Here is a 25,065-nt window from a genome sequence, read left to right on the forward strand (position 1 = left end):
CCTAGGTGCGGTAGATGCTGATGGAGTTGGCCTCGGCAAGGTCGGTTTCCCCCGCGGCCACCTGGATGCCTTGCCGCTGCTTGTGGCGGGCTGAAGTGGTGAGTCGAAGCTCGAACAGGCTGCGGGCCTGCCTTCCGGCATCCGGGAGGGTGACCTGGACGTCCGAGGCGCTGCCGTTCACTACCACCAGGCCGGCCAGGTCGCCGCTGTCGTCACCGAGCAGGAGCTGCATGACGCGGTGCCGTGGATCGTTCCAGCGATCATGGGACATCGGCTGGCCGTGCTGGTCGAACCAGTCGAGGTAGGACTGTTCGTCCCTGACGGGGTAATCGCGGGGCTGGGCCGCCAGGAACTCCTTGCGCAGGCGGATGTAGCGCTTGGTGCTGCGCAGCATTTCATGCGCCTCCGGAGTCAGCGTCCAGTCAAGCCAGGTCATGGCGTTGTCCTGACAGTAGGCGTTGTTGTTCCCTAGCTGCGTCCGTGCCAGCTCATCCCCGGCGGTGATCATGGGAACCCCGAGCGAAACCATCAGCGACGCCATCAGGTTCCGCCGCGATTGCGCGCGCTTTGCCAGGATCAGGCCGTTCTCGGTGGGGCCCTCCACACCGTGGTTATAGCTGCGGTTGTCCCCGTGGCCGTCCCTGTTCTCTTCGCCGTTGTCCTCGTTGTGCTTGCGGTCGAAGGACACGAGGTCGCTCATGGTGAAGCCGTCGTGTGCGGTGACGAAGTTGACGGACGCCAGGCGGGAGCGGCCCGATGCCTGGAAGAGGCTGGCTGAACCGGAAAGCGCGTCTGCGAGTTTGGCCATGGTCCCGCCGTGGCCGCCGGAGTCGATGGCCGCCCGGTCTGCCAGCCAGAACGTACGGACGGCGTCACGGAAGTGGTCGTTCCAGTCCACCCACCCGCGGGGGAACTGGCCGGTCTGCCAGCCGCCGTAGCCAATGTCCCAGGGTTCGGCGATCAGCTTGGCATCGGAGAGGACGGGATCGGCGGCGACAGCGGTGAGGAAAGGGTGCTTGGGGTCGAATTCGTTGGCGGCGTTGCGGCAAAGCGTGACGGCAAGGTCGAACCGGAAACCGTCGATGTGGAATTCGTCCACCCAGTAGCGCAGCGAGTCGGTCACCAGCTGCACCACGCGCTGGTCCGCGAAGTTGAGCGAGTTGCCGCAGCCTGTGGTGTCGATGTACTTGCCGTTGCTGTCCAGCCGGTAGTACGTGTCCTCGCCCAGGCCGCGGAAGTTCAGGACCTGGCCGTCCGGTCCGCCCTCGGCGGTGTGGTTGTAGACGACGTCGAGAATGACTTCCAGTCCTGCGGCGTGCAGGGCCTTGACCATTTCCTTGAACTCATCCTGGACAGCCTGCGCGCCAGCCTTCTGGGCAGCGCGGGTGGCGTAGCCGGGGTGCGGGGCGAAGAAGGCCGCGGTGTTGTAGCCCCAGTAGTTGCTGAGACCAAGGTCCTGCAGGTGCGGCTCGTCGATGTGGAAGTGGACGGGCAGGAGTTGGATGGAGGTGACGCCCAGGCCGGTGAGGTGTTCGACGACGGCAGGGTGGGCCAGGCCGGCGTAGGTGCCCCGCAGCTCCTCCGGCACGTCGGGATGGAGCATGCTCTGCCCGCGGACGTGGGCTTCGTAGACGATGGTGTTGCGCCAGGGAAGACGCAGGCGTTCGTCGGTTCCCCAGTCGAAGTCGACGGCGGTGCGGACGCTGGCGAGGACGCCATCGCGCTGGTCCACTCCCCGGCCGTATGGGTCCAGCAGCAGGAGCTGTCCCCCGGAACCGTTCCCATTGGCTTTGGGAACGTCCACGGGCAACGGGCGGCGGTCCGACGACGGACGGAAGCCGTAGCGCGACCCATACGGCAGGTCCTCGACAATGCCGTGGTGCACGCCGCGGGTAACATTCGTCAGGGTCTGGACCCGCCACTGGCCGCCGGGAGGGCAGTAGACGATGTCAAGGCTTGAAACGGCAGGGGCGAGACAGGCAACGTTGGCCCTTCCGCCGGCGTGGTGGCGGGTACCGCCTGAATCAGCGCGCGGAACGCTGACACCGAGGGGAACGGCCGAAGAGGCGTCCATGGTGGATGCGGTGTCGAAGAGCGGCATGACCATCATTTACATAGTAGCGGTCAGCGGCACTTGACCTGCCCTTACGCCCCTGCGGCGCCGGGAACCTGCCCGTCGATGACGGGTTTGAAGGAACTATCCCGCCGCGCGCTGGCGGGAGACCTCATACAGGGAGATGCCCACGGCCATCGAGGCGTTCAGTGACTCCATGGCGGAATCGATGGGGATGGAGACGATCTGGTCGCAGTTTTCCCGGACCAGGCGGCTCAGGCCCTTTCCTTCCGAGCCCACCACGATACACACGGGTTCGGTGGCCAGGGTGAGGTCAGGAAGCGAAACGTCGCCGTCGCCGTCGAGCCCCAGCACGTAGATGCCCATGTTCTTGAACTGCTTCAGGGCGTTGTTCAGGTTGGAGGCGCGGGCTACAGGCACGCGGACCGCCGCCCCGGCGCTGGTTTTCCAGGCCGACGCGGTGACGCCTACGGAGCGGCGCTCGGGCACGATGACGCCGTGGCCGCTGAAGGCGGAGACGGAGCGGATGATGGCGCCCAGGTTGCGGGGGTCCGTGATGCCGTCCAGGGCAACGAAAAGAGGGGCGTTGCTAACGTGCCCCTTCTTCCACTTGTCCACGGTTTCCTCGGCCAGTTCATAGGCGTCCTGGTACTCGTAGGGCGGAATCTGGAGCACAAGGCCCTGGTGGACGGCGTCGTCGGTCATCCGGTCCAGTTCCGGTTTGCCGGTTTCCAGCAGCGGGATGCCGCGTTCGGCGGCGAGCTTCAGGGATTCCTTGACGCGGTCGTCCATGTCGATGCGGATGGCAACGTGCAGGGCCTTCGCGGGGATGCCCGCGCGCAGCGCTTCCACTACCGAGTTGCGTCCGGTGACAACCTCCTCGGTGGCACGGCCCTTGGGGCCGGACTTGGCGGCGCCGGCACTGCGCGCACCGGTCCCACGCTTGGCCGCGGACCGTTCGGCAAGCTGCCTGCTCTTGTGTGCCTTGTGGTACACGCGGTCCTCGGCCTTTGGCGTGGGGCCCTTCCCTTCAAGGGCCTTGCGGCCATGGCCACCGGTCCCGACGGTTGGGCCCTTCTTCGCTTTAACCGATCGGCGACCATTGTTGGCCATGATGTTCCACCCTTGATTGTGCTGACTGAGTCTGCCTATCAGTCTACTGACCCGAAAAAAATCGGGATTTCCCGGGCGGCTGCGGGCAAGTGCCAGGCCCGATCGCGCTCAGCCGCGGCCTAATCCCTTTTAAGGCTCCAGGTAGCCCCGTCAGGGCCGTCCTCCACCACGACGCCGGCCTGGTTGAGCGTGTCCCGGATGGCATCGGAAGCGACCCAGTCCTTGTCGGCACGGGCAGCGGCACGGGCTGCCAGCTGCGCTTCCACCAGTACGCGCAGCGCGTCGGCCTCACGCGTGCTCACCGCTTCGGAGCCCGCCACTGCGTTCAGTCCCAGGACTTCGGCCATGAGGACGACGGCGTGCATCGCCTGCCGTGCGGCGTCGTTGTCACCCTCGGCAAGGGCTGTGTTGCCCGCCCGGACGGTGTCGTGCAGGGCGGCCAGGGCCCGCGGGACGTTGAGGTCATCGTCCATGGCTTCGCAAAAGGCGTTGATGCTCGTCGAAGCGGAGCCGTAGTTGCCGTCCGCAATGCCCGTGTAGCCGCCGAAACGTGCGGCGGCCTTGGCCAGGAAGCCATCAATGCGTTCCACGGCTGCCGCGGCCTCCTGCAGGGAGGTGGGGCGGTAGTCCAGGACGGAGCGGTAGTGCGCCTGGCCGAGGTAGTAGCGGACCACCCGGGGCGGCGCGAGCTCCAGCATTTCCGCGGGGCTGATGGTGTTGCCGATGGACTTGGACATCTTCTCGCCCTGGTAGGTCACCATGCCGTTGTGCATCCAGAAGTTTGCGAACGGGTGTCCCGCTGCCTGCGACTGCGCCATCTCGTTTTCGTGGTGCGGGAAGCGCAGGTCCAGGCCGCCGCCGTGGATATCGAAGGCGGCGCCAAGGTACTTGGTGACCATGGCCGAGCACTCGAGGTGCCAGCCGGGCCGCCCGGCTCCCCAGGGCGAGGCCCAGCTGGCGGTGGCCGGCTCTCCTTCTTTGGAACCCTTCCACAGCGCGAAGTCGCGGGGATCCTTCTTGCCGCGCGGATCGGCGTCGGGCGCTGCCTGCATGTCATCGATGTTCTGCCGGGTCAGGGCGCCGTACTTGTCCCAGGAGCGGACATCGAAGTACACGTCCCCGGAATCGTCGAGGGCAGGGTAGGCATGCCCTCGGTCAATGAGCTGCTGGATCAGGGCATGCATCTCGGGGATATGGCCGGTGGCACGGGGTTCATAGGTGGGGCGGGAGACGCCCAGGGTGTCATAGGCCTTCAGGAACTCCCGCTCATAGCGGTAGGCCAGCGCCCACCACTCTTCGCCGGCCACCTCTCCCGGTTCCGGGCTGAAGTCCGGCGCGAAGGAAGCCTCGGATTTGGCGAGGATCTTGTCGTCGATGTCCGTCACGTTGCGGACAACCGTGACGCGCAGGCCCCGGTACTCCAACCAGCGGGTCAGTTGATCGAAGGCGATGGCGGAACGGATGTGGCCCACGTGCGGCATGCCCTGGACCGTTGCCCCGCAGTAGTAGAGGCTGACCTTGCCGTCGACGATGGGGACGAAGTTCCGGACTTCGGCGGAGGCGGTGTCATAGAAGCGCAGGGTCACCGCTACAGACTAGCTGATGGGCTCGGGGGGCTGCGGGTACACCAGGGCGGTGGCTACCGCGGAGATACCCTCGCCGCGTCCGGTGAATCCCAGGCCGTCGCTGGTGGTCGCGGTGACGCCAATGTGGGCGCCTGCCGCCTCGCTGAGGACCTTTTGCGACTCTTCCCGCCGCGGCCCGAATTTGGGCCGGTTGGCCACGAACTGCACGGCAACGTTCCCAATCTCAAAGCCGGCTGCCCGGACGATCCGTGCAGCTTCGGCGAGGAGGGTGGCGCCGGAGGCACCGGCGAATTCCGGGCGGTCAGTGCCGAAGTGGGTGCCAAGGTCGCCGATTCCGGCAGCCGAGAACAGGGCGTCTGCGGCAGCATGGGCCACGGCGTCACCATCAGAGTGCCCGGCCAGGCCGCGTTCGCCGGGCCAAAGGAGTCCGCCGAGCCAGAGCGGGCGGGTTGAGTCTTCCGGGGCGTAGGCGTGGACGTCGATTCCCACCCCGGTGCGCGGAAGGAGCATGTCCCTGTCCCGGTTCATCCTTCCACCCACCGGGCGCCGAGGGGGCCTTCAAGGAGCCCTTCGGCGAAGATCAGGTCCAGGGGTGTGGTGATCTTCAGGGACTGCGTTGACCCGCGGACGGCGTGTACGGGCGTGCCGAGCATCTCCACCAGCATGGCGTCATCGGTGACGGCCGTTGCCTGCTGCTGGTCCAGGTCCTGCGCCGCCTGGTGCGCCTGCAGCAATGTGCCGATGGTGAAACCTTGGGGCGTCTGGACGGCCCGCAGTTCCTCGCGGCGGGCAGTCCCTGTGACAACCTCGGGGGCAAACGCTGTGTCATCGCCCGTGGTGGCCGCCACGGTCTTGACAGTGTCCACCACCGGAAGCGCAGGAATGACCGCGGCCGCGCCGGCGGCAAGGGCATCGGACACGCGGTGGAAAACGGATTCGGGCGTCAACGCCCGGGCAGCGTCATGGACCAGGACCGCCTCGATGCCATCCATCAGGGCAGCGATACCAGCGCGGACGGAGTCGGCCCTGGTGGATCCGCCGTCGACAATCGTCAGGAGGGGGCCGCCGTCGGCAAGTTCCTCCCGGAAGTCGTCGCACAACTGCCTCAGGCCCTGGTCCCCGGCGGGCAATGCCACACACACCTGGCTTGCTACGCCTGACGCGACAATTCCGCGCAGGGCATGCATCAGGATGGGCTCTCCGCCCAGCGGCACGGCAGCCTTGGGCATGCCGTAGCCAAGGCGCTGCCCTGAACCTGCCGCCACCACGATGACTGCCGTGACAAGGCGCGTGGATGATTCACTCATGCGGACAAGCCTACGACGCCGCCACTTCCGGTAGGTGCCTAAGACACCGCCGGTGTGGGCCAAAAAGAAGCCCCGGCGGCACTTGCGTGCCGCCGGGGCTAAATTCTTAGGAAGCCAGGACCTCGTCGAGAACGCTTGCAGCCTTCTCCTCGTCGGTCTTTTCAGCCAGCGCCAGTTCTGAAATCAGAATTTGGCGGGCCTTGGCCAGCATTCGCTTCTCGCCTGCGGAAAGGCCCCGGTCGTGATCCCGGCGCCACAGGTCGCGAACAACCTCTGCCACCTTGATGACGTCACCGGAAGCAAGCTTCTCCAGATTTGCCTTGTACCTGCGTGACCAGTTGGTGGGTTCCTCGGTGAACTCGGCGCGGAGCACATCAAACACGTGCTCCAGGCCTTCCTTGCCCACTACGTCCCGGACCCCAACAAGGTCAACGTTCTCTGCTGGAACTTCAATGGTCAGATCACCCTGAGCCACCTTGAGCTTGAGATACATCTTCTCTTCGCCCTTGATGGTGCGCATCTTGATTTCTTCAATTTTCGCAGCACCGTGGTGAGGGTAAACTACTGTCTCGCCGACCTCAAATACCATGTGGACATTTCCCCTTTCCCGCAGACCAGTTTATCACGATTCAGGCATATGACCGGCCGGAGAAAGGGCTCCTAACCGCGAAAATACGCGGAAAAACGGCCCAATCAGACCCCTCCACCCTCTTGACGTATGCGCAGATTAGTGCATCTGGTGAGCGCTCCCACGAGGGATGTGACACCGCCGAATCCTCGTTTGACCCTGTTTGCGGATAGGCTATGGCTGAAAAAGACTTCAAATTTCTTGAGGAGTACGTGACGTGCGTTCCACTGCGATGACCCGGGCCAAGCGCGGCAAACTGGCACTGACGGCTGCTGCCCTTGGCGCCAGCCTGCTGACCGCCGGCTGCGGTTACATCACGCCCCAGCAGACCAGCCATCAGTACTCCGCCTCGGACGGCATCCGCGCAGACCTCGGTCCCCTGCAGCTGCGCAACATGCTCATTGTCTCCACCGGCGAGAACGAGCCCGGCCGCCTGATCGGCGCCGTCTACAACTCCTCCTCAAAGAATGTGAAGCTCACGGTGAACGGCGCCAAGGGCTCGCAGACCGAGGTGCCGGTGAAGGCGAACTCCTACACCCTGCTCAACGAAAAGTCGGATGAGGCCATCCTGAGCACCACGGGCGGCAAGCCCGGCTCCATGGTGGACCTCAAGATCAGCGAGAATGGCACCAACGTCAGCAACACGGTCAAGGTTCCTGTCCTGGACGCCACGTTGAAGGAGTACAAGGATTACGTACCCACCCCGAGCCCCTCGGGGAAGTCCTCCTCGTCTGCAAACCCCAGCTCATCAGCCAGCGCCGGTTCGTCAGCCGGCGCCAGCGCCACTCCGAGCGCTACGGCCACCGCCACCAGCCGCTAAGCGGGGGCTGGACGCAGCCAACCCAAAAAGGGAGGACCAACCCAAAAAGGGAGGACCAACCCAAAAAGGGAGGAGCCATGCGGCTCCTCCCTTTTTTGCGGTGTTTTCCGCTGCCGCCTTACGGCTCGAACTTGTACCCGAGGCCGCGGACCGTCACAAGGTAGCGCGGCGCAGAGGGATCCGGTTCGATCTTGCCGCGCAGGCGCTTCACGTGCACATCCAGGGTCTTGGTGTCACCGACATAGTCGGAGCCCCAGACCCTGTCGATCAGCTGGCCGCGGGTAAGGACCCTGCCCGAGTTGCGCAGCAGCATCTCCAGGAGCTCGAACTCCTTCAAGGGAAGTAGGACCTGCTCGCCGTCAACGCTCACCACGTGGCGTTCGATGTCCATGCGGACCGGGCCGGCCTGGACCGTGGCGGAGATCAGCTCCTCCGGCTCGCCCTGGCGCCGCAGTACTGCCCTGACGCGCGCCACGAGTTCGCGGGAAGAGTAGGGCTTGGTGACGTAGTCGTCGGCGCCGAGTTCCAGGCCCACCACTTTGTCGATTTCCGCGTCCTTGGCGGTCAGCATGATCACCGGGACGCTTGAGCGCTGGCGGAGCTGGCGGCACACCTCGGTGCCGGACAGCCCGGGAAGCTGCAGGTCCAGCAACACCAAGTCGGCGCCGTTGCGGTCGAATTCGGTGATGGCGTCAAGGCCGTTGTCCACCACCTCAACCTCGAACCCTTCTTTGCCCAGCAAATAGGACAAGGGATCACTGAACGACTCCTCGTCCTCAACAATCAGAATCCTGCTCAAGCGCTAGCTCCTCGTTCTGTTGCGCCGGCGGCGCGGTGTACTTGGGTGAGAGTGGGCTGCCCAGGCGTCCCCCGTGCCGGCGCCGCTGCCGGTGCTTCGGAGGCGAGGGGTTCGGCGTCGCTGTCCTGTCCTTCCATCTCGGGCAGCCGGAGGGTGAAGGTGGATCCTTGCCCGGGCTGGGACCACAGCGTCACTTCACCCCCATGGTTGGATGCCACATGTTTGACGATGCTCAGGCCCAGCCCGGTGCCGCCTGTTTGGCGTGAACGGGCCGCGTCAACCCGGTAAAAGCGTTCGAAGACGCGTTCCTGGTCCTCGGGCGTGAGCCCATCACCCTGGTCGGTCACGGAAATCGAAACCAGGCCGTCCCTGGACCGTACGCCGATCCCAACGCGGGTGTTGGCCGGTGAATAGCGGATGGCGTTGTCGATGAGGTTCCGCAGCGCCGTGACCAGGAGGTCCTGGTCCCCGAACACTTTCCCGTCGGTGCGGCCGCCCACCACGATGCTGATGTTCTTGCTTTCCGCTGGAAGCTGGGACCGGTCCACGGCCTCGGCGATGACGGCGTTGATATCCACGGGGCCGCCCTGCTGCGTCACGCTGGCACCCTGCAGGCGGGAAAGTTCGATGATGTCCTGGACCAGGGCGGCCAGGCGGGCCGATTCCTTGTGCATGCGTTTGGCGAAACGGCGGACGGCTTCTTCGTCGTCTGCCGAAGATTCCAGCGCCTCGGCCAGCAGGGAGATCGCGCCCACGGGAGTTTTCAGTTCGTGCGATACGTTGGCGACGAAGTCGTTGCGGATCTCTTCGGTCCTGGTGATCTCGGTCCGGTCATCGGCGAGGAGCAGGATGTATTCCTCACCCAGCATGGCTGCCCGGACCTGGACGATAATGGTCCCCTGCCCCAGGGGCCCGCGCGGGAGCTCGAGCTGCTTTTCCAGGATGACGCCGTCCCGCCGGACTCCTGCCGTCATGTCCAGGAGTTCCTTGTGCACCACGGTGTGCCCGCGGACCAGCCCATAAGCGTAGGCTGCGGGGTTGGCCCGGACCACGCCGTCCACGTCGTCCAGCACCACGAAGGCACGTCCGACGACGGCAAGCACCTCCGCTGCGCCGGCCGGCAGGGCAAGTTCCCCGGCATCGACGTCCAGCAGCTCGCGCTGCTTTTCACTGACCCGGTAGGCAAGCACGCCAAACGTGCCGAGCGCCAGGCCGATGAGGCCGGCAACCAGACCAATGAGCATAGGATCCACAACTCCACTTTATGCTCTTGCCTGGAGCCGCCTGCAGCCTTCCGGTCCATTCCGCGGACGGTTCAGCTAACGTTCATCTGTGTGGGCATAATCGTTTACCGCGCGATGACAGAGTTGGCGGTTAGAGTGCCCAACGGCGACATGATTCCTGCTGCCCTGGAACGGCCGGCGGGAGTTCCAAGGAAAGGACGCCTACGTGCGTAAGGTTTTTCAGGAAGAGCTCACCCAGGTCGGTGAGCAGCTGGTGGAGATTTCCCGGCTCGTCAGCGAAGCGATAGACAAGGCCACTACTTCATTCCAGATAGCGGACGTGGACCTCGCCCAGGACGTCATCGCGGCGGATGCACGCATCGACTTCCTGCAGAACAGCCTCGATGAACGGGCCATCGACATCCTGGCGCTGCAGGGTCCGGTCGCCAGCGACCTGCGCATGATCGTGGGCTCCCTCCGGATGAGCGCCTCCCTTGAGCGCATGGGCGACCTCGCCCGCCACATCGCCCAGCTGGCCCGTCTTCGGTACCCCTCCGTGGTGATTCCCGGGGGCATGACGGAGACCTTTACCCGGATGGCCGAACTCGACCAGGAGATCGCCGACAAGCTGACCGTCCTGCTGGAGAGCCGGGACCTGGAGGTGGCCAGGGACATCCTCAAGGCCAACACAGTCATTAACGACCTCCACTTGAGCGTCTTCAAGGCCATCGCGGCTCCCGAGTGGTCTGAGTCCCCCGCCACCACCGTGGACGTGGCCCTCGCCAGCCGCTACTTCGAGCGCTTCGCCGACCACGGCGTTTCCGTCGCCCAGAAGGTGACCTACCTGGTCACCGGCGCATGGCAGCCGAACGCCACGGAACACAGCTAGCCCGCCAGGAAAATTCCTGGGAATGGACGACGGCGGCTGGCCACCTTAGGTGGCCGGCCGCCGTCGTCGCTTAACCTCTGACGCAGCGCGTTCTTCGGCCGGAGTGCGTCTAAGGGTGGGCCCACTACGTCAGGGTTCCCTGGCCGAGCTTGCGAGGCTAGGGCGACGTTGGGGCGAACGACCGAGCACCCGGCGAAGAACCGCGAAGTCCTACTTCTTGCCCTGGTTGGCTACTGCAAGGATTGCTTCCTCGGCGGCCTGGGGGTCCAGGTAGGTTCCACCGGACTTGACCGGCTGGAAGTCCTCGTCAAGCTCGTACACCAGCGGGATTCCGGTGGGGATGTTCAGGCCGGCAATGGCTTCGTCACTGATGCCGTCCAGGTGCTTGACCAGCGCGCGGAGCGAGTTGCCGTGTGCGGTGACCAGGACGGTCTTGCCGGACTTGAGGTCTTCCTTGATGTCGGATTCCCAGTAGGGCAGGAGCCGCACCAGGACATCCTTCAGGCACTCGGTGCGCGGGAGGGCGTCGCCCAGGTCTGCGTAGCGGGGGTCGTGGGCCTGGGAGAACTCGGAGCTGTCATCCAGGGGCGGCGGCGGGGTGTCGTAGGAGCGGCGCCACTCCATGAACTGCCCTTCGCCGTATTCGGCCAGGGTCTGGGCCTTGTCCTTGCCCTGCAGTGCGCCGTAGTGGCGTTCGTTCAGGCGCCAGTCGCGCTTGACCGGGATCCATCCGCGGTCCGCCTTGTCCAGTGCAATGTTGGCCGTGTTGATGGCCCGCTTCAGCAAGGAGGTGTAAAGCACGTCCGGGAGGATGTTGTTCTCCACCAGCAGCTCACCGCCCCGCGCTGCTTCCGCGCGGCCCTGGTCGTTCAGGTCAACGTCCACCCAGCCGGTGAACAGGTTCTTTGCGTTCCATTCGCTGTGGCCGTGGCGCAGCAGAATCAGCTTGTAGGTCATGATTTTCATCCTAGCCGAGCAGTGTTGCCGCCCGCCCAGCGTTACAACGCCCGGCGGCAGGACAGCGTCCCGGAGGGATACAGTTGGGCGGTGGTCCAGAAGGCTGAACGGGTGAACGCCCCGCAACTCTCCGGCAGGGCATCCAGCGCCAGGCAGGGGCGGCCGGTGGGCAACGTGACCCGCGGCACCACCAACCCCAACCGGATGCGCCGGGTGGACCGCTGGCTGACGGGACCGCAGGCCTGGCGCCTGCGCTCCGCGACGGACCCACTCGTCGTTGACCTGGGCTACGGCGCAACGCCTGCCACCGCCGTCGAACTTTATGGAAGGCTCGCCGTCATCCGGCCGGACGTGCAAGTCTGCGGGATCGAGATCGAGCCGGAGCGGGTCCGGACGGCGCTTCCGCTGCAGCGGCCCGGGCTGACTTTCCACGTGGGCGGCTTCGAGCTGCCCGTTCCCGGGCGCCCTGTCCTGGTCCGTGCCTTCAACGTTCTGCGGCAGTACGAGGAGGCCGATGTTCCAGGGATCTGGCGGGTAGTGCAGGACCGGCTGCCTCGCGGAGGCCTGTTCGTCGACGGAACGTGCGACGAAATCGGGCGGCGCGTGACATGGGTGGCGCTCGACCGGGAACGCCCGCTGTCCCTCAGCATCTCGCTCCGGTTCGGCAGCTTCGAGCTGCCCTCGGACGTGGCCGAGCGGCTTCCCAAAGCCCTGATCCACCGCAACGTCCCCGGCGAACCGGTGCACGCCTTCATGCAGGCGATGGACAGGGCATGGCTGGAGAGCGCGCCGCTTGCCTCGTTCGGCAAGAGGCAGCGCTGGGTGGGCATGTGCCGCGGCCTTCGGGCCGCCGGGTGGCCGGTCCAGGACGGACCGGGCAGGTGGCGGCTGGGTGAGCTGACGGTGGACTGGGACGCAGTTTCACCGCTGCCCCGGGATCACCAGGGGCCGTAGGGGCCCATGTTGCGGCTGCCGCCGCGGCCGGCGTCCTTCACGGCGGGACGGACATCGGCCAGGTAGACGGAGGCGGCCACGACCGCAACGAGCCCGAAGAGGCCAAAGGTGCCGAAGAGCCCTCCGCCGGCGCCAAGCAGGGAAATCACGCCCACCAGTGCCGAACCGCCAGTCACGGCGAGCCAGAACGTCTTGGTCCGCTTGCCGGTGGCCTCGAAAGCGTTGGGCCGGTGCCGGGCACAGTCCACCAACGCCCAGAGTTCCAGCCCCAGGGCCACCAAGCCGAGGATGAAGAACACCGCCTGCTCCACATACGCAATGATTATTCGACCGTCCACAAGCCCAGCCTAGCCGTCCAGCGAGTCCAGCGCCTGCTTCAGGTCGGCCCAGAGGTCCTCAACGCTTTCCACCCCGACGCTGAGCCGCACCAGGTTCTCCGGGACGCTGGCGGGTTCGGCTGAATGCCGGCGCCGGCGCTCAATCAGGGACTCGACACCGCCCAGGGACGTGGCCGGCAGCCAAAGGTCCAGGGCCTGCACCAGCTTGTCCGCCGCGTCCGCGCCGCTGAGGCCGGACGAGGGCGCCACCTGGATGCAGATGATGGAACCAAACCCCTTCATTTGTGCTTTGGCGCGGGTATGGCCGGGGTCGGTGTCCAGCCCGGGGAACCGGATGGATTCAATGGCAGGGTGCTCGGCGAGACGTTCCGCCAGGACCATGGACGACTCCTGGGACCGCTCCACGCGCAGCGCGAGGGTCCTCAGGCCCCGCAGCGCGAGCCACGCCTCAAATGGACCGGCGATGGCGCCGTGGATGATGCGGTGGTGGAGCAACGCGGAGCGGATTTCCGGGTTTGACGTGACCAGCGCGCCGAGGACGACGTCGGAGTGCCCGGAAAGGTACTTCGTGACCGAGTGAAGGACGACGTCGGATCCGAGCAGGAGGGGCTGCTGCACCAGGGGTGTGGAGAAGGTGTTGTCAGTGACGACGATGGCGCCGGCGGCATGCGCGGCCTCCGCGACGGCGGTCATGTCCGCGATTCCGAGCATGGGGTTGGTGGGGCTTTCCAGCCACAACATGGCCGCGGCTTTCGCCGAGGCACCTTTCGGGGCGAGGGCTTCCTTGACCGCAGCGGTATCGGCAATGTCCACGGTCCGGAGTTCGATGAATCCCTTTTGGGCGAGTTCTGAAGCCATCACCAAAGAGCCGGAGTAGCTGTGGTTGGGCATGACCAGCACTCCGCCGGCAGGGATCAGGGACAGCGCCGAACTGACCGCAGCCAGCCCCGACGCGTACAGCAGGCCGGGCAGCGCCGCTCCTTCAAGCTGCCCGAGCGCCTCCTCGAAGGGATCCCAGGTGGGGTTGGAGTAGCGGCCGTAGCCCCGGTCGCCGTCACCGAGTGGGCCGGTGCCGAAGTAGGTGGAGGAAAGGGTAATGGGAGGGTTGACCGGCTGGTCCCGTTCCCGTGGCGGACGCCCTGCCGCCACCACCACGGTCTCGGGTGACAGGGTAGCGGCCTGATGCTCGGAAAGACTCATGGTGAAAAGCGTACTGTTCCTGCCGGATCCGCCGGAAAGCGGTGTCGTTTTGTGGACGGCTGCCGTTTACCGGACAGCTGCCTGCAATGCAGCTGCGGGTCGGGAAATGTCAGCATGCCTCGGTAGGCTTGAGAAGTGAAGAAACAGAGGGCTGGCGTATTCATCGCATTCGAAGGTGGCGATGGTGCCGGCAAGTCCACCCAGGCGGCCCGGCTTGCGGCGGCACTGGAGTCGCGGGGCTACACCGTGCTGCGTACCCGGGAACCCGGCGGCACCCCCATCGGCGAGAAACTGCGCTCACTGGTGCTGGATCACGGCAACGGCGAAATCGATGCCCACACTGAGGCCCTCATTTTTGCGGCTTCCCGCGCCGCCCACGCCACCCAAGTCATCCGCCCCGCACTTGGCCGCGGCGAGATCGTGCTCACCGACCGCTACATCGACTCCTCCGTGGCCTACCAAGGTGCCGGCCGCAGCCTCGGCCAGGACGTGGTGCGTTCCCTCAATGAGTGGGCCACCTCCGGACTCCGGCCGCACCTCACTGTCCTCCTGGACGTTGACCCCCAGCTGGGGCGCCGCCGACGGACTGTGGGGCAGGCGGCCGAAGACCGCATGGAATCAGAAGCCGACGAGTTCCATGACCGGATCCGTGCTGCTTTCCTGGACCTGGCAGCGAGCCGCCCCGCCTCCTACCTGGTTCTCCCGGCCAAACTGCCGGTTGATGAACTGGCGGCGCAGATCCTTGCCCGGGTTGGCACCCTGCTTGATGTTTCCATTGCAGCGGAAACGCAGCGTGCTGAGCCGCAACCGGCAGTGCCGGGGGCCGCCACGGACGGCGCTGGCTCATGACCGTCTGGGGTGATCTCCAAGGCCAGCCCGCCGTCGTCGAACAGCTGCGCCAGGCCGCAAGCGGCGAAGCGCTGACGCACGCGTGGCTGTTCACGGGGCCGCCGGGGTCCGGCCGCTCCAATGCTGCCAAGGCGTTCGCGGCCGCCTTGAACTGCGACCAGGACGACGTGGGGCTGCGTGGCTGCGGACAGTGCCAGGCGTGCCACACGATTCTGGGCGAAACCCATTCAGACGTGACGTTCGTGCGCACCGAAAAGGTCACCATCACTATCGACGAGGCCCGGGAACTGGTGGCTACGGCGGGAAACCGGCCATCGTCAGGGCGTTGGCGGATCATTGTGGTGGAGGACGCCGACCGCATGGCCGAACGGACCACGAACGTGCTGCTCAAGGCCATCGAAGAACCCACGCCGCGGACCGTGTGGATGCTGTGTGCGCCGTCGCCGGCCGACGTCCTGGTCACTATCCGTTCACGGTGCCGCAGCGTTGCCTTGCGTTTGCCGCCCGCCTCCGACGTTGCATCCCTGCTGGTCCGGCGAGACGGCGTCGACCCTGCCCTTGCGGAACAGGCCGCCCGTGCAGCGCAAAGCCACGTGGGAATCGCCCGCCGGCTGGCAAGGGATCCCGCGGCACGGGAACGCCGCCTGGAAACGGTTCGCTTTCCACTTGGGCTGCGTGGCGTAACAGCCGCGGTCATGATGGCGGACAAGCTGGTCAGGATCGCCACCGCTGAGGCCAACAGTTCCAACGAGGAACGCGACGCCGCTGAGAAGGCCACCCTCTTGGCGACATTGGGGGCACCGGAATCAGGAACCCTCCCCCCGGCCATGCGCAGCCAGCTGAAACAGCTCGAAGACGACCAGAAACGGCGGGCCAAGAGATCCATCACGGACTCCCTGGACCGGACCCTCACCGATCTGCTGTCCTTCTACCGGGACGTACTCATCATCCAGCTTGGGAACGCCGTGGAACTGGTTAACGTTGAGCTGAGGAGCGAGCTGGAGGAGTTCGCCGCCCGCTCCACTCCGGAAACCACGCTGGCCCAGATGGACGCCATCAACAAAGCCCGCGAACGCATTACCACCACCAACGTTGCCCCGCTGCTGACCATCGAGTCCATGGCAGCCAGCCTGATCCAGCCCTCCAAGGAGACCCGATGACTGCCCGCCCCCTGCCCGCACGCCAGAGGCCCCTGGCGGTCGCCGTCCGTGCCGCGGGCGCCATGGTCCTGGCCATGGTCCTGGCCTCGTGCAGTCTCCTCAACGGCGGTGACAAGAACCCACCGGAGGCGGCCACGGCGAAGGCCGATCCCTCGATCGTGGCGTCCGCTCCTGCCGGGCTGGAGAAGTTCTACTCCCAGGAAATCGTTTGGCAGCCCTGCGAAGGGGAATTCCAGTGCGCCAAAGTGACTGTGCCCATGGATTACGCGAATCCTGGTGGCGACACGATCGAGCTTGCCGCACTTCGGGCGCCCAGCACAGGCAAGAAAACCGGCAGCCTGCTGGTCAACCCGGGCGGCCCCGGCGCCTCCGGCTATGACTTCGTAAAAGACGCTGCCGGAACCCATTTTTCAACTGCTGTCCGCAACGCCTACGACCTTGTCGGTTTCGATCCGCGTGGCGTGAAGCGCTCCGCTCCCGTCAAGTGCATGACTGATGCCGAACGCGACGCTGCCCGGGCCAAGATCTACGCCCTCGAAACCGATGCCGGACTCGCTTCCGCGCTGGCTGACAACAAGGCCATTGCCGACCAGTGCGCGGCACAAACCGGCCCGGCCCTGGCCCACATCGACACCGTCAGCGCCGCGAAGGACCTGGACGTCCTCCGCGCCGTGGTGAATGACACCAAGCTGAACTACCTGGGGTACTCCTACGGCACTTTCCTGGGGTCCACGTACGCCTCGCTGTTCCCGGACAATGTGGGCCGTATGGTCCTCGATGGCGCCCTTGACCCGTCAATCAGCAATGAAGAGCTGACCAGCGGCCAGGCCCGAGCCTTCGAAAAAGCGCTCCACACCTACGTGGCCAGCTGCCAGAAGCAGGGCAAGTGTCCGCTGAGCGGCGGAGTCGACGCGGGAGTGCAGCAGATCCGTGACCTGATCGACGCCGTGCAGCAGACCCCCCGCACCGCCAAGGATGGACGCTTGGTCAATGGAACGATGTTCGTCAGCGGCCTGATTACCCCGCTTTACAACGACCAAAGCTGGCCGGCCCTCACCCAGGCGCTGGAGGCCGCCGTGTCCGGAGACGTGAGCCTGATGCTCCGGCTTGCCGACCTCGGGGCGGACCGTGCGTCCGACGGCTCGTACACATCCAACTCGACGTTCGCCTTCAACGCGATCAACTGCCTGGACTACCCCATGGTTTCGGACCCTGCAGGCATGCGCGCGGAGGAGAAGCGGCTGGAACAGGATTCACCCACCCTTGGCTACTTCTTTGCCTACGGCGGGACTACCTGCGCGGACTGGCCCTACAAGAACGTCCGCACGCCGGCGCCGGTGGAATACAGCGGGGACTCCCCCATCGTGGTCGTTGGCACCACAGGGGACCCCGCAACTCCCGTTGACTGGGCAGCATCACTGCGCAAGCAGCTGGGAAACGCTTCACTGCTGACCTGGCGGGGTGAAGGCCATACCGCGTATGGCCGGGCCAACAGCTGCCTTGAGGATTCGGTGGACAACTACCTGGTGAGTGGCAAGCTTCCAGCCGACAACACGGTGTGCTGACGGCCCAGCGGCTTCCGCCCACCCCATTTTGACCGGGGCGAGGGGACTCTATTACAGTTGACTCTTGCATGAAGCGCCCGGTTCTTCCGGGTTTTCGTGCGGTGCTTCCTTAGCTCAGTCGGTAGAGCGTTTCACTCGTAATGAAAAGGTCATCAGTTCGATTCTGATAGGAAGCTCGGGATAAACCCCGGACAGCCCCTTGTTTTAGGGGTTTCCGGGGTTTTTCGCTGGTTAAGCGGTAAAGCCCTCCAGTGGGTGGGGCACACTTTCTCGCTCCTTAGAACAGCACTCGTGAGTGATGAGATTCTAGTCCCGCTTCGGATCAGCCCCTTCTCATGGCCCCCTGCACATCTCGATGGGAGCAACGGCTACCGTCCGGCCACTCGGTGTCAGAGCACCTCAGTAAGGTCCAGACATGAGGCATTTCACTGACGGTGACCGAGGACGGTTCGAGATCACAACGGCAACGGGAAGTGTCTATCTGGTCCCGCTTCTCGACGAACGCAGAATCACGCGCCTGCCCGCAGCAACCGTGCCGGCAGGAGACTTCCAGTCCGTAGCCCCGTCCCAGCCGCGTCGCGACGGAGAAGATCTGGATCTGCTCATGCTCGAGATCTGCCAAATTGGATTACCGGCACGGTTCTGGATCCGGGTCAGGGAGGACGTCCCGACTCTGAGGACGACATCCCTACGCGCTTGGTGCAGTCTCGTCGACCCCTTCACCGACACCCCTGCGGTGCCTCCTCCTCGGCTCGCCGGCTCACCTTCGTCTGGCATTCCGGCAGCAAAAAGGGGGTACCGCAAAGTTTGCGTTCGTGGTAACTTACGTTCGTGGAAACTAACACTTCGTCTGTCCTTTCGGCGCTGGCTGACCCAAACCGCCGGAACATGCTGGAAAGGCTCGCCCAGGGCCCGGCCTCCGCCGGCGAACTTGCCCGAGGCCTTCCGGTCACCCGGCCGGCGGCCTCTCAGCACCTGCGCGTGCTGCGAGACGCCGCCCTGGTCACCTCACGCCGGGACGGGACCAAGCAGATCTACACGTTGGCCCCGGAAGGTGCACAGATGCTGCGCGAGTATGCAGAGATGCTGTGGCGCTCCGCGCTGGCCGGCTTCAAAGATGCTGCCGATCCCGGACCACGTGACCAGCGGTTACCGGCCGCCGAAGAGGGCGGGCAGGTCGTTTCCATGAAGAAAATGAAGCAAACACCAGAGCGCAAGGAGAGTTGAGATGGAAACACAGATCCTCGAGCCCGTGCGGGATTCGGTTGTAGTCGGGCTCGCGCCCGAGCAGGCATTCGAACTGTTCACGGCCCGCTTGGGCACATGGTGGCCCCACGGTCATCAGATCGCGGCCCGCCCGTTCGTAGAGGCCATCGTCGAACCTGTAGTCGGGGGCCGGTGGTATGAGCGGGACGCCGAGGGCGACGAATGCGACTGGGGACGTGTCCTGGCCTGGGAGCCCCCGCACCGATTGGTGCTCTCCTGGGCCTTCACCGCCCGCTTCGAGCCTGAGCCCAACCCCGACCGCGCCAGTGAGGTCGAGATCCGGTTCCGCCCCCAGGGGCAGGGCACGATCGTCGAACTCGAACACCGCCACTTCGAACGGCACGGCGACGGCGGCGAGCAGATGCGCAACTCTGTTTCCGTCCCGAACGGATGGCCGGCGGTGCTTCAGGCATTCAATCACTCCGCGGAGTCCGCACGCCCCCAGATGCGGACGGCGCCCGAATAGTCCGCTTCGCAAACTTCGGGGCGAAAGAGTCGCCTGGTATGTGCGACCAAAGAGCGCCGAGATTCCCCAATGATTAATGCCCTTCGCGGTCCGGTCATCGGCGCGGTCAGTGGGCTCTAGGCGGGTTCCTCAGGGCTCACTGACCCTTTCGCGCCTCGTGGAGGGCCCTTGGTTCTCGTGTTCGGGCCCGGCCGCTGCCAGGAGGCGTGGATTGTCGGCATGAGACAGACCTCCCACGTTCCCCGCGACGTTTTGGCTGAGCGACTCCTCGGTGTCGCTGAATTAACCCATGCGCACTGGTTCTTCGGCAACCTCTATGAGGTTCAGGTCAAGGTTCCCGACCGCGTGGCAGGAGCAGAGCCGAGCAGTGAGCTTCCGCGTTCCCCTTTCGGGGCAGGCAGCCCGGGCCGCTATTACGTGCCTCTCGCGCCGCTCAACGCACCCGCGGCCATCGGTGCGCTCATCGCCGGCTGGAACCGACCCGCAACCAGGGCCTCCCTGATCGTGGCCGCCGCCAGTTCAGCCGCGGGTGCCGCTGCTACCGCCTATGTGCTCCGGTTTCTGAACCCGAAGCTGTTCTTCAGCCCCCACCCCCTCAGCGAGAACGAACGCAGACCGTTGCTGACCAGGTGGTACCGGGTCCACGCATTCAGGCTCACGGCCAGCGCCGTGGCCCTGACCGCCATACACCAAGCCCGCACAAACAGGCTCAGGAACCGCTAACCCCGTGATTTCGGCGGTAAGAGGCGGCCTCCCCACCCTACCGACTCATGCCTACCGGACAGCAGAAATGAAAGCCTTTGGACACCTCGATCCCCGCGATGCGCTCCTCGTTAAGACATCATTGACGAAGTATCGCTGGGGACGGCCCGGATGGGCACAGGACGGCACTTGGGGGACAGGAATGGCGCGTATCCACAGCAGGACGGAACGCCGCGCGGGTGTGGGACGAACCTGGCCCGGTCTTCCGGAGCACGCCGCGGCGCAGGCGTGGTTGGTCTCGATCAAAGCTCGGCGTCTCGCACGCGTGTTTATGTTCATGGGGCTGGCGGCCCTGGTCACGTGTCCCCGCTCAAGCTCGTCGCGGTCCTGGCAGCGCTGATCGCCGGGTTCTTCGAGGAGACCCTATTCCGAGGCGTCCTGATGGACCGGCTAGCGGCCGCAGGCCGGTCACCGGCCCTCCACGTCCTCATCAGCGGGCTCGTGTTCGGAGGCCTCCACTTTTACGCCTTCGCAGGCCTCCGCCAGCCGGCGGCCACACACGTCAAGGCAACCTGGGCTTCATCGTGCCCCAGAACATGACACTGCCGTCTTCCAGGAACCCAGCGAACGACTTGCCAACCCAATGCCAAGCATGCTTACTATGGGTGCAGCCGAATGCGAACGGCTGCCGAAACCAGAGGAGGAAACACCATGGGACTGGGCGACAAGATTGACAACGCTGCCGAGAAGGCAGGCGGCAAGGCCAAGGAGACGGCCGGCGCCGCAACAGGCGATGAGAGCCTGCGGGCCGAAGGCCAGGCAGATCAGGCCAAGGGTGACTTGAAGCAGGCCGGCGAAAAGGTCAAGGACGCCTTCAAGCACTGACAGGTATTACGGGAAGGGCGCGCTCAGCGAACGGGGCGCGCCTTTTTCGTGCCTCCGGAACGAACTGGCGCGGATCCGCTACGCGATGCTCGCTGCGGTCCTGCTCCTCGAAGCCGCCGCAGCCGGGTGCCGCAAAACTGGTGGACAGGCTCCCGGGCCAGGAATACCTTTAAGCCGTCCCAGCACGACCCAACAAGGATGATGGAGAGGAGTCCGATCACGGGAACCACAGAAAATGTTGACTTGGTCCGGCGCGGGTATGAGGCCTTCGCCGGGGACATGACGAGCCTCAGCGAGATGTTCGCGGAGGACGCGGTCTGGTACGCAGCGGGAAGCGGTGTGCTGTCGGGGACCAAACAGGGCCGAGACGCCATTCTGGCGTTTTTCGGTGAGTTGGGGGCACGCACCCAGGGCCACTTCAGAGCCAGCCTCAAGGACGTCGTTGGCGGGGATAACTGCACGGTAGCGATCCAGCAGACCCAGGCAACACGCGGCGAGAAGACTATCGACGTGGGCACCGTAATCACCTTCGTCATCCGCGACGGGAAAATCGCCGAAGGGCGGGAGTACTTCGAGGACACGGCAAAATTCGACGACCTCTGGGTCTAGGCCGGTTCCGGAGTTGCCAGCCAGATCCTAAGCATGCAAGTCCGGAATGCTCCACCGCCTGAAACCGGGTGGGCGTAGATTTTGTGCATAAGAATGACCTCCGTCGTTCGTCGTGAAACTCTTGCCGACCGACTCCTGGATGTTGCGGAGTTCACCCACGCGCACTGGTTCTTTGGGAACGTCTACGAGGCCCTCGTCAAAATCCCCCATCGGGTAGCCGCATCGGAGGCAAGCCAGGAACTGCCCCGGACCCCTTTCGGGGCAGGCAGCCCGGGCCGCTATTACGTCCCGATAGCCCCGCTCAACGCCCCAGCCGCCTTGGGTGCCCTTGTAGCAGGCTGGAACCGGCCTGGCACCAGGGCCTCCCTGATCGCGGCGGCCGCCAGTTCGGCGGTGGGCGCTGCTGTTACCGCGTACGTGCTCCGGTTCCTGAACCCGAAACTGTTCTTCAGCCCGCAGCCCCTCAGTGAGGACCAGCGCCGCCCGCTGCTGGCGCAGTGGTACAGGATGCACGCCGTCAGGCTCGCTGCCAGTGCTGTTTCCTTGGCCGCCATCCATCACGCCAGGACCATCAGGCTCCGGAGCCGCTAACCCGGAAGAACAACGCAGCACAGTATCGGGCAGCCAGAATGAGGAGGCGCCACGGCTGCCCTGGCCCCGCCGGCACGACGCAGACGCAGCCCCATGGCGGAGGACTCCGCCTTGGCGGACGCCTTCTGGTCCTGACCGCTCTCGTGCATGGTAATTCTTTCCCTGGCGCACCCTCGGGCACTGGCTGAACTCCCAGGGAATCGACGAGGGGCCAGGCGCCCGCGGCTCAAGGCCGCTGGAAACGACATCTTCCTCATAAGCCCAATTGGCCCCACTGGTTTCGCCGGCGTTCACCGGCTGCTTACGCCACTGTAAGGTCTGACCATAAGGCTGGGAGCATCCGGGGGGAGCGTCCAGATTTCGGACCAATCTGATTCCTCATGCCGTCGGGGAACACCCCGGCGTCCACACGAGTGTGCATGTACCACTCGCGCCATTTCTTGGTTGAGGGAAGAGAAAAACCCATGGGTAAGAAAACTGTTAAGAACATGCGTATGCGCAAGAGCGTCGCGGTACCGGCAGCGGCATTGGCCGTCGTCATGGCCGGAGGCGCCGCCTACGCGGCCACGCAGGGCGGCTGGGGCAACGCTCTGATCGGCCGCCAGGCCGACGGGTCGGTCCTGACCGCCACCAATCAGAAGATCACCCCGGCCGGTACCGCCACTGAACAGAGCGGCCGGCCGATGACCATGGCCGTCGCCCCGGACGGCAAGACTGCCGTGAATGAGACCTGGGACGGCTCCGGCCAGTTCACGGTCACCGACCTGGTCAACCACAAGGTCCTCCAGCAGCTGAACCCCTCCCAGGGATGGGGCTCCTCCTACGGTGGCCTGCTCTACTCCCCGGACGGGAAGACCCTGTGGGCCGCCCAGCCTGGCAACCTGCAGAAATTCGCTGTCAACACCGACGGCACCCTCGCCACCCCGGTCACGGTTCCGATGCCCGGAGCGAACGGCAACGATCCTATTCCGGCCGGGCTGGCCTACTCCCCGGACGGCAAGCAGATCCTGGCGACCTTCAATGGCTCCAACACCCTCGCGGTCCTGGACGCAGAGTCCGGCGCTGTGATCCGGCAGATCCCGGTGGGCAACGCACCCCGTGACGTGGTGGTCGAGGACGGCCACGCTTTTGTGGCGAACCAGGGCGGCAGGCCGGCCCAGCCCGGGGACAAAACCAACGACTCCTACGGGACGAAAATCGTCACCAACGATGAGAACGGCTCCCCTTCCACCGGGTCAGTCTCCGAGGTCGATCTGGCCACCGGCACCGTCGTCCGCAGCTACGAGACCGGCCTTGCCCCCTCGGCGCTGTTGGTCCACGGCGACAACATCTTTGTTGCCAACTCCAACTCCGACACCGTTTCGGTCCTGGACGCCAAGACCGGCAAGGTCGGGCAGACCATCAACGTCAACCCCCTTCCGGGCGCACCGGCCAGCAGTTCCCCGAACTCGTTGACCATGCTCGATGACACCCACCTGGCCGTCAGCCTCGGTCAGGCCAACGCGGTGGCCGTGTATGAATTCAAGGACCAGCAGACACCGGCGACCTTCCAGGGCCTGATCCCCACCGGCTGGTACCCCGGCACTGTCCAGTACGACAAGGCGCTGGGACAGCTCGTCGTCGCCGCGCAGAAGGGCGAAGGCTCCCTCGGCGCCCCCGGAGCCAACGGCGGCCACACGGTGTATTCGGACCTTGGCCTGGTCAGCACCGTTCCGACCCCGACCCCGGAGCAGTTGCCGGAGATGACCAAACAGGTCTGGGCGAACAACCAGTGGACCGAAGCTCTGGCCGATTTGAAGAAGGACCCGTCCCAGGGCAAAGCCCCGGTCGCGATCCCGCGCCGTGACGGGGATTCTTCGGAGATCAAGCACGTGTTCATGATCGTGAAGGAGAACCGCACCTACGACCAGGTCCTGGGCGATGACAGCCGCGGCAACGGCGACCCGGCCCTGGCCGAGTTCGGCGGCAAGACGACGCCGAACCACCATGCACTGACTTCGGCCGCCGGTCCGCTGCTGGATAACACCTACTCCTCCGGGACCATGTCCGCCGACGGGCACCAGTGGCTGACCCAGGCCACGGTGGACGAATACCTCACCCGCTCGATCGGCAACTACGACCGCAGCTACCCCTACAACGGCGGCGACGCCATGGCCTACAGCAGCACCGGGTTCCTCTGGGACAACGCCGCGGCCCACGGCGTCAGCGCCAAGGACTGGGGTGAATACACCAACAACTGGACCGATAACGCCGGCGACGGCGATAACCACACCTGGACCCAGTGGTACCAGAACACCAAAGCCCAGGAAGCCGGGCAGCCCGCCGCCATCCCCGCTGACCAGTACCACGCCTCCACGGACGTGCCGTCCCTGTCCAAGATCCTGCACCCGCAGTTCCCCGGGTTCCAGCTCCAGGTCCCGGACCAGNAGCCATGGTTGCCGACAACGACCTCGCCGTCGGCCGCATCATTGACGGTATCTCCCACTCCAAATACGGCAAGGACTCCGCCGTGTTCGTCATGGAAGATGACAGCCAGGCCGGCGTTGACCACGTCGACGGTCACCGCCAGCCGGCCATGGTGTGGAGCCCATTCGCCAAGAAGGGCGCCGTTGTGAACAACTACTACACGCAGCTGAACATCGTCCGGACCATTGAACAGATCCTCGCGCTGCCCCCGATGACCCAGATGGACCTCGCCGCCCAGCCTATGTTCGACGCGTTCACCGACAAGGCCGACACCACCCCCTACACCGCCCAGCCCAACCAGATCCCGCTGGACACGCTGAACGGATCCCCCGCAGCAGCAGCCCCGGCCGCCGCGCAGCCCGCCGCCCAGGCCTGGGCCGACTGGTCCAAGAAGCAGGACTGGAAAGGCCCGGACCGCGCCAACCCCGCCCGACTGAACCACGCCGACTGGTACGCCGCCCACAACTTCACCCAGCCCTACCCCGGTGAAGACAAGATCCTCACCCCCGACGAAGTCAACGCAGGAACCGCCCAAGCACCCGCGAAGGCCTCCGCAACCGACACCGACGGCTAAACAAATACCCCACACCGCCCGACTCAGCCATCCTGAGTAAGGTA

General features: G+C 65.3%; 26 protein-coding genes and 1 tRNA gene. 16 read left to right on the forward strand and 11 right to left on the reverse strand.

The features are described 5' to 3' along the window. Position 1: 1 nt before the first annotated feature. The 6 genes from glgX to IEW19_RS13075 all read right to left on the reverse strand — a co-directional run bounded on the left by glgX (position 2) and on the right by IEW19_RS13075 (position 6,669). Positions 2-2,107 carry a glycogen debranching protein GlgX gene (glgX, locus tag IEW19_RS13050; protein WP_188572138.1) on the reverse strand — a complete coding sequence of 702 codons (2,106 nt, stop codon included), beginning with the start codon at positions 2,105-2,107 and terminating at the stop codon, positions 2-4. A 90-nt stretch (positions 2,108-2,197) separates the two neighbouring features. Continuing rightward, positions 2,198-3,187 (reverse strand): 23S rRNA (guanosine(2251)-2'-O)-methyltransferase RlmB, encoded by a 990-nt coding sequence (rlmB, locus tag IEW19_RS13055; protein WP_188572065.1) that lies wholly within the window; start codon positions 3,185-3,187, stop codon positions 2,198-2,200. Positions 3,188-3,306: 119 nt separating this feature from the next. Then, positions 3,307-4,773, reverse strand: a complete 1,467-nt coding sequence (gene cysS / locus IEW19_RS13060; protein ID WP_188572066.1) for a cysteine--tRNA ligase — start codon at positions 4,771-4,773, stop codon at positions 3,307-3,309. A 9-nt stretch (positions 4,774-4,782) separates the two neighbouring features. Further along, positions 4,783-5,283, reverse strand: coding sequence for a 2-C-methyl-D-erythritol 2,4-cyclodiphosphate synthase (gene ispF / locus IEW19_RS13065; RefSeq protein ID WP_373283609.1), 501 nt, complete (start codon positions 5,281-5,283; stop codon positions 4,783-4,785). Between the two features lie 14 nt (positions 5,284-5,297). Further along, entirely contained in the window at positions 5,298-6,080 is a 783-nt protein-coding gene (gene ispD, locus IEW19_RS13070) for a 2-C-methyl-D-erythritol 4-phosphate cytidylyltransferase (protein ID WP_188572068.1), read from the reverse strand. A 106-nt stretch (positions 6,081-6,186) separates the two neighbouring features. After that, entirely contained in the window at positions 6,187-6,669 is a 483-nt protein-coding gene (locus IEW19_RS13075) for a CarD family transcriptional regulator (RefSeq protein ID WP_011690592.1), read from the reverse strand. A gap of 271 nt (positions 6,670-6,940) precedes the next feature. Here IEW19_RS13075 and IEW19_RS13080 point away from each other — a divergent pair, with 271 nt between their 5' ends. After that, positions 6,941-7,528 carry a hypothetical protein gene (locus IEW19_RS13080; protein ID WP_188572139.1) on the forward strand — a complete coding sequence of 196 codons (588 nt, stop codon included), beginning with the start codon at positions 6,941-6,943 and terminating at the stop codon, positions 7,526-7,528. Positions 7,529-7,646: 118 nt separating this feature from the next. On the opposite strand, the gene IEW19_RS13085 is transcribed toward IEW19_RS13080, so the two are convergent. Further along, positions 7,647-8,327 carry a response regulator gene (locus IEW19_RS13085; RefSeq protein ID WP_188572069.1) on the reverse strand — a complete coding sequence of 227 codons (681 nt, stop codon included), beginning with the start codon at positions 8,325-8,327 and terminating at the stop codon, positions 7,647-7,649. Beyond that, positions 8,324-9,571 (reverse strand): sensor histidine kinase, encoded by a 1,248-nt coding sequence (locus tag IEW19_RS13090; RefSeq protein ID WP_188572140.1) that lies wholly within the window; start codon positions 9,569-9,571, stop codon positions 8,324-8,326. Before IEW19_RS13090 ends, IEW19_RS13085 begins: the two co-directional genes overlap by 4 nt. 205 nt (positions 9,572-9,776) lie before the next feature. Here IEW19_RS13090 and phoU point away from each other — a divergent pair, with 205 nt between their 5' ends. Next, complete coding sequence (phoU, locus tag IEW19_RS13095) at positions 9,777-10,439, forward strand: phosphate signaling complex protein PhoU (RefSeq protein ID WP_188572070.1); 663 nt, start codon at positions 9,777-9,779, stop codon at positions 10,437-10,439. Between the two features lie 210 nt (positions 10,440-10,649). Here the strand turns inward: phoU and IEW19_RS13100 are convergent, their stop codons facing one another. Continuing rightward, positions 10,650-11,396: a phosphoglyceromutase gene (locus tag IEW19_RS13100; RefSeq protein WP_188572071.1), complete on the reverse strand. Its 747-nt coding sequence runs from the start codon at positions 11,394-11,396 to the stop codon at positions 10,650-10,652. Between the two features lie 90 nt (positions 11,397-11,486). Between IEW19_RS13100 and IEW19_RS13105 the strand changes: the two genes are divergently transcribed. Continuing rightward, positions 11,487-12,350: a class I SAM-dependent methyltransferase gene (locus IEW19_RS13105; protein ID WP_188572072.1), complete on the forward strand. Its 864-nt coding sequence runs from the start codon at positions 11,487-11,489 to the stop codon at positions 12,348-12,350. On the opposite strand, the gene IEW19_RS13110 is transcribed toward IEW19_RS13105, so the two are convergent. Both IEW19_RS13110 and IEW19_RS13115 read right to left on the reverse strand, forming a co-directional pair. Continuing rightward, the gene (locus tag IEW19_RS13110) at positions 12,335-12,688 is read right to left on the reverse strand and encodes a DUF2516 family protein (protein ID WP_188572073.1); all 354 of its coding nucleotides are present in this window, start codon (positions 12,686-12,688) and stop codon (positions 12,335-12,337) included. The genes IEW19_RS13105 and IEW19_RS13110 overlap by 16 nt on opposite strands. Before the next feature lie 9 nt (positions 12,689-12,697). Beyond that, complete coding sequence (locus tag IEW19_RS13115; RefSeq protein WP_188572074.1) at positions 12,698-13,888, reverse strand: trans-sulfuration enzyme family protein; 1,191 nt, start codon at positions 13,886-13,888, stop codon at positions 12,698-12,700. Positions 13,889-14,023: 135 nt separating this feature from the next. On the opposite strand from IEW19_RS13115, the gene tmk reads away from it, so the two are divergent. The 13 genes from tmk (at position 14,024) to IEW19_RS13180 (ending at position 25,021) form a co-directional block, all read left to right on the forward strand. Further along, positions 14,024-14,737 (forward strand): dTMP kinase, encoded by a 714-nt coding sequence (gene tmk, locus IEW19_RS13120; RefSeq protein WP_188572075.1) that lies wholly within the window; start codon positions 14,024-14,026, stop codon positions 14,735-14,737. Beyond that, positions 14,734-15,897, forward strand: a complete 1,164-nt coding sequence (locus IEW19_RS13125) for a DNA polymerase III subunit delta' (protein ID WP_188572076.1) — start codon at positions 14,734-14,736, stop codon at positions 15,895-15,897. The genes tmk and IEW19_RS13125 overlap by 4 nt, the downstream gene beginning before the upstream one ends. Then, positions 15,894-17,462, forward strand: coding sequence for an alpha/beta hydrolase (locus IEW19_RS13130; protein ID WP_188572077.1), 1,569 nt, complete (start codon positions 15,894-15,896; stop codon positions 17,460-17,462). The genes IEW19_RS13125 and IEW19_RS13130 overlap by 4 nt, the downstream gene beginning before the upstream one ends. Before the next feature lie 103 nt (positions 17,463-17,565). Next, positions 17,566-17,638: transfer RNA gene (locus IEW19_RS13135), tRNA-Thr, on the forward strand. A gap of 655 nt (positions 17,639-18,293) precedes the next feature. Beyond that, on the forward strand, positions 18,294-18,689 hold the full coding sequence (locus IEW19_RS13140; RefSeq protein WP_229748464.1) for an ArsR/SmtB family transcription factor: 396 nt from the start codon (positions 18,294-18,296) through the stop codon (positions 18,687-18,689). Between the two features lies 1 nt (position 18,690). Further along, positions 18,691-19,194, forward strand: a complete 504-nt coding sequence (locus IEW19_RS13145; protein ID WP_188572078.1) for an SRPBCC family protein — start codon at positions 18,691-18,693, stop codon at positions 19,192-19,194. Between the two features lie 219 nt (positions 19,195-19,413). Next, positions 19,414-19,917: a hypothetical protein gene (locus IEW19_RS13150; protein WP_188572079.1), complete on the forward strand. Its 504-nt coding sequence runs from the start codon at positions 19,414-19,416 to the stop codon at positions 19,915-19,917. A 339-nt stretch (positions 19,918-20,256) separates the two neighbouring features. Continuing rightward, on the forward strand, positions 20,257-20,496 hold the full coding sequence (locus IEW19_RS23535) for a CPBP family intramembrane glutamic endopeptidase (protein WP_229748465.1): 240 nt from the start codon (positions 20,257-20,259) through the stop codon (positions 20,494-20,496). Positions 20,497-20,607: 111 nt separating this feature from the next. Beyond that, on the forward strand, positions 20,608-20,781 hold the full coding sequence (locus tag IEW19_RS13160) for a CsbD family protein (RefSeq protein WP_188572081.1): 174 nt from the start codon (positions 20,608-20,610) through the stop codon (positions 20,779-20,781). 201 nt (positions 20,782-20,982) lie between these two features. After that, positions 20,983-21,390 carry a nuclear transport factor 2 family protein gene (locus IEW19_RS13165; RefSeq protein ID WP_188572142.1) on the forward strand — a complete coding sequence of 136 codons (408 nt, stop codon included), beginning with the start codon at positions 20,983-20,985 and terminating at the stop codon, positions 21,388-21,390. 93 nt (positions 21,391-21,483) lie between these two features. Further along, entirely contained in the window at positions 21,484-21,981 is a 498-nt protein-coding gene (locus IEW19_RS13170; RefSeq protein ID WP_188572082.1) for a DUF1772 domain-containing protein, read from the forward strand. Positions 21,982-22,919: 938 nt separating this feature from the next. Next, positions 22,920-24,596: a YncE family protein gene (locus tag IEW19_RS24235; protein WP_444541731.1), complete on the forward strand. Its 1,677-nt coding sequence runs from the start codon at positions 22,920-22,922 to the stop codon at positions 24,594-24,596. Continuing rightward, positions 24,491-25,021, forward strand: a complete 531-nt coding sequence (locus tag IEW19_RS13180) for a hypothetical protein (protein ID WP_188572149.1) — start codon at positions 24,491-24,493, stop codon at positions 25,019-25,021. The genes IEW19_RS24235 and IEW19_RS13180 overlap by 106 nt, the downstream gene beginning before the upstream one ends. The last annotated feature ends 44 nt before the right edge of the window (positions 25,022-25,065 follow it).

Origin of the sequence: Arthrobacter liuii, from assembly GCF_014639275.1 — a bacterium.
GTDB classification, from domain to species: Bacteria; Actinomycetota; Actinomycetes; order Actinomycetales; family Micrococcaceae; genus Arthrobacter; species Arthrobacter liuii.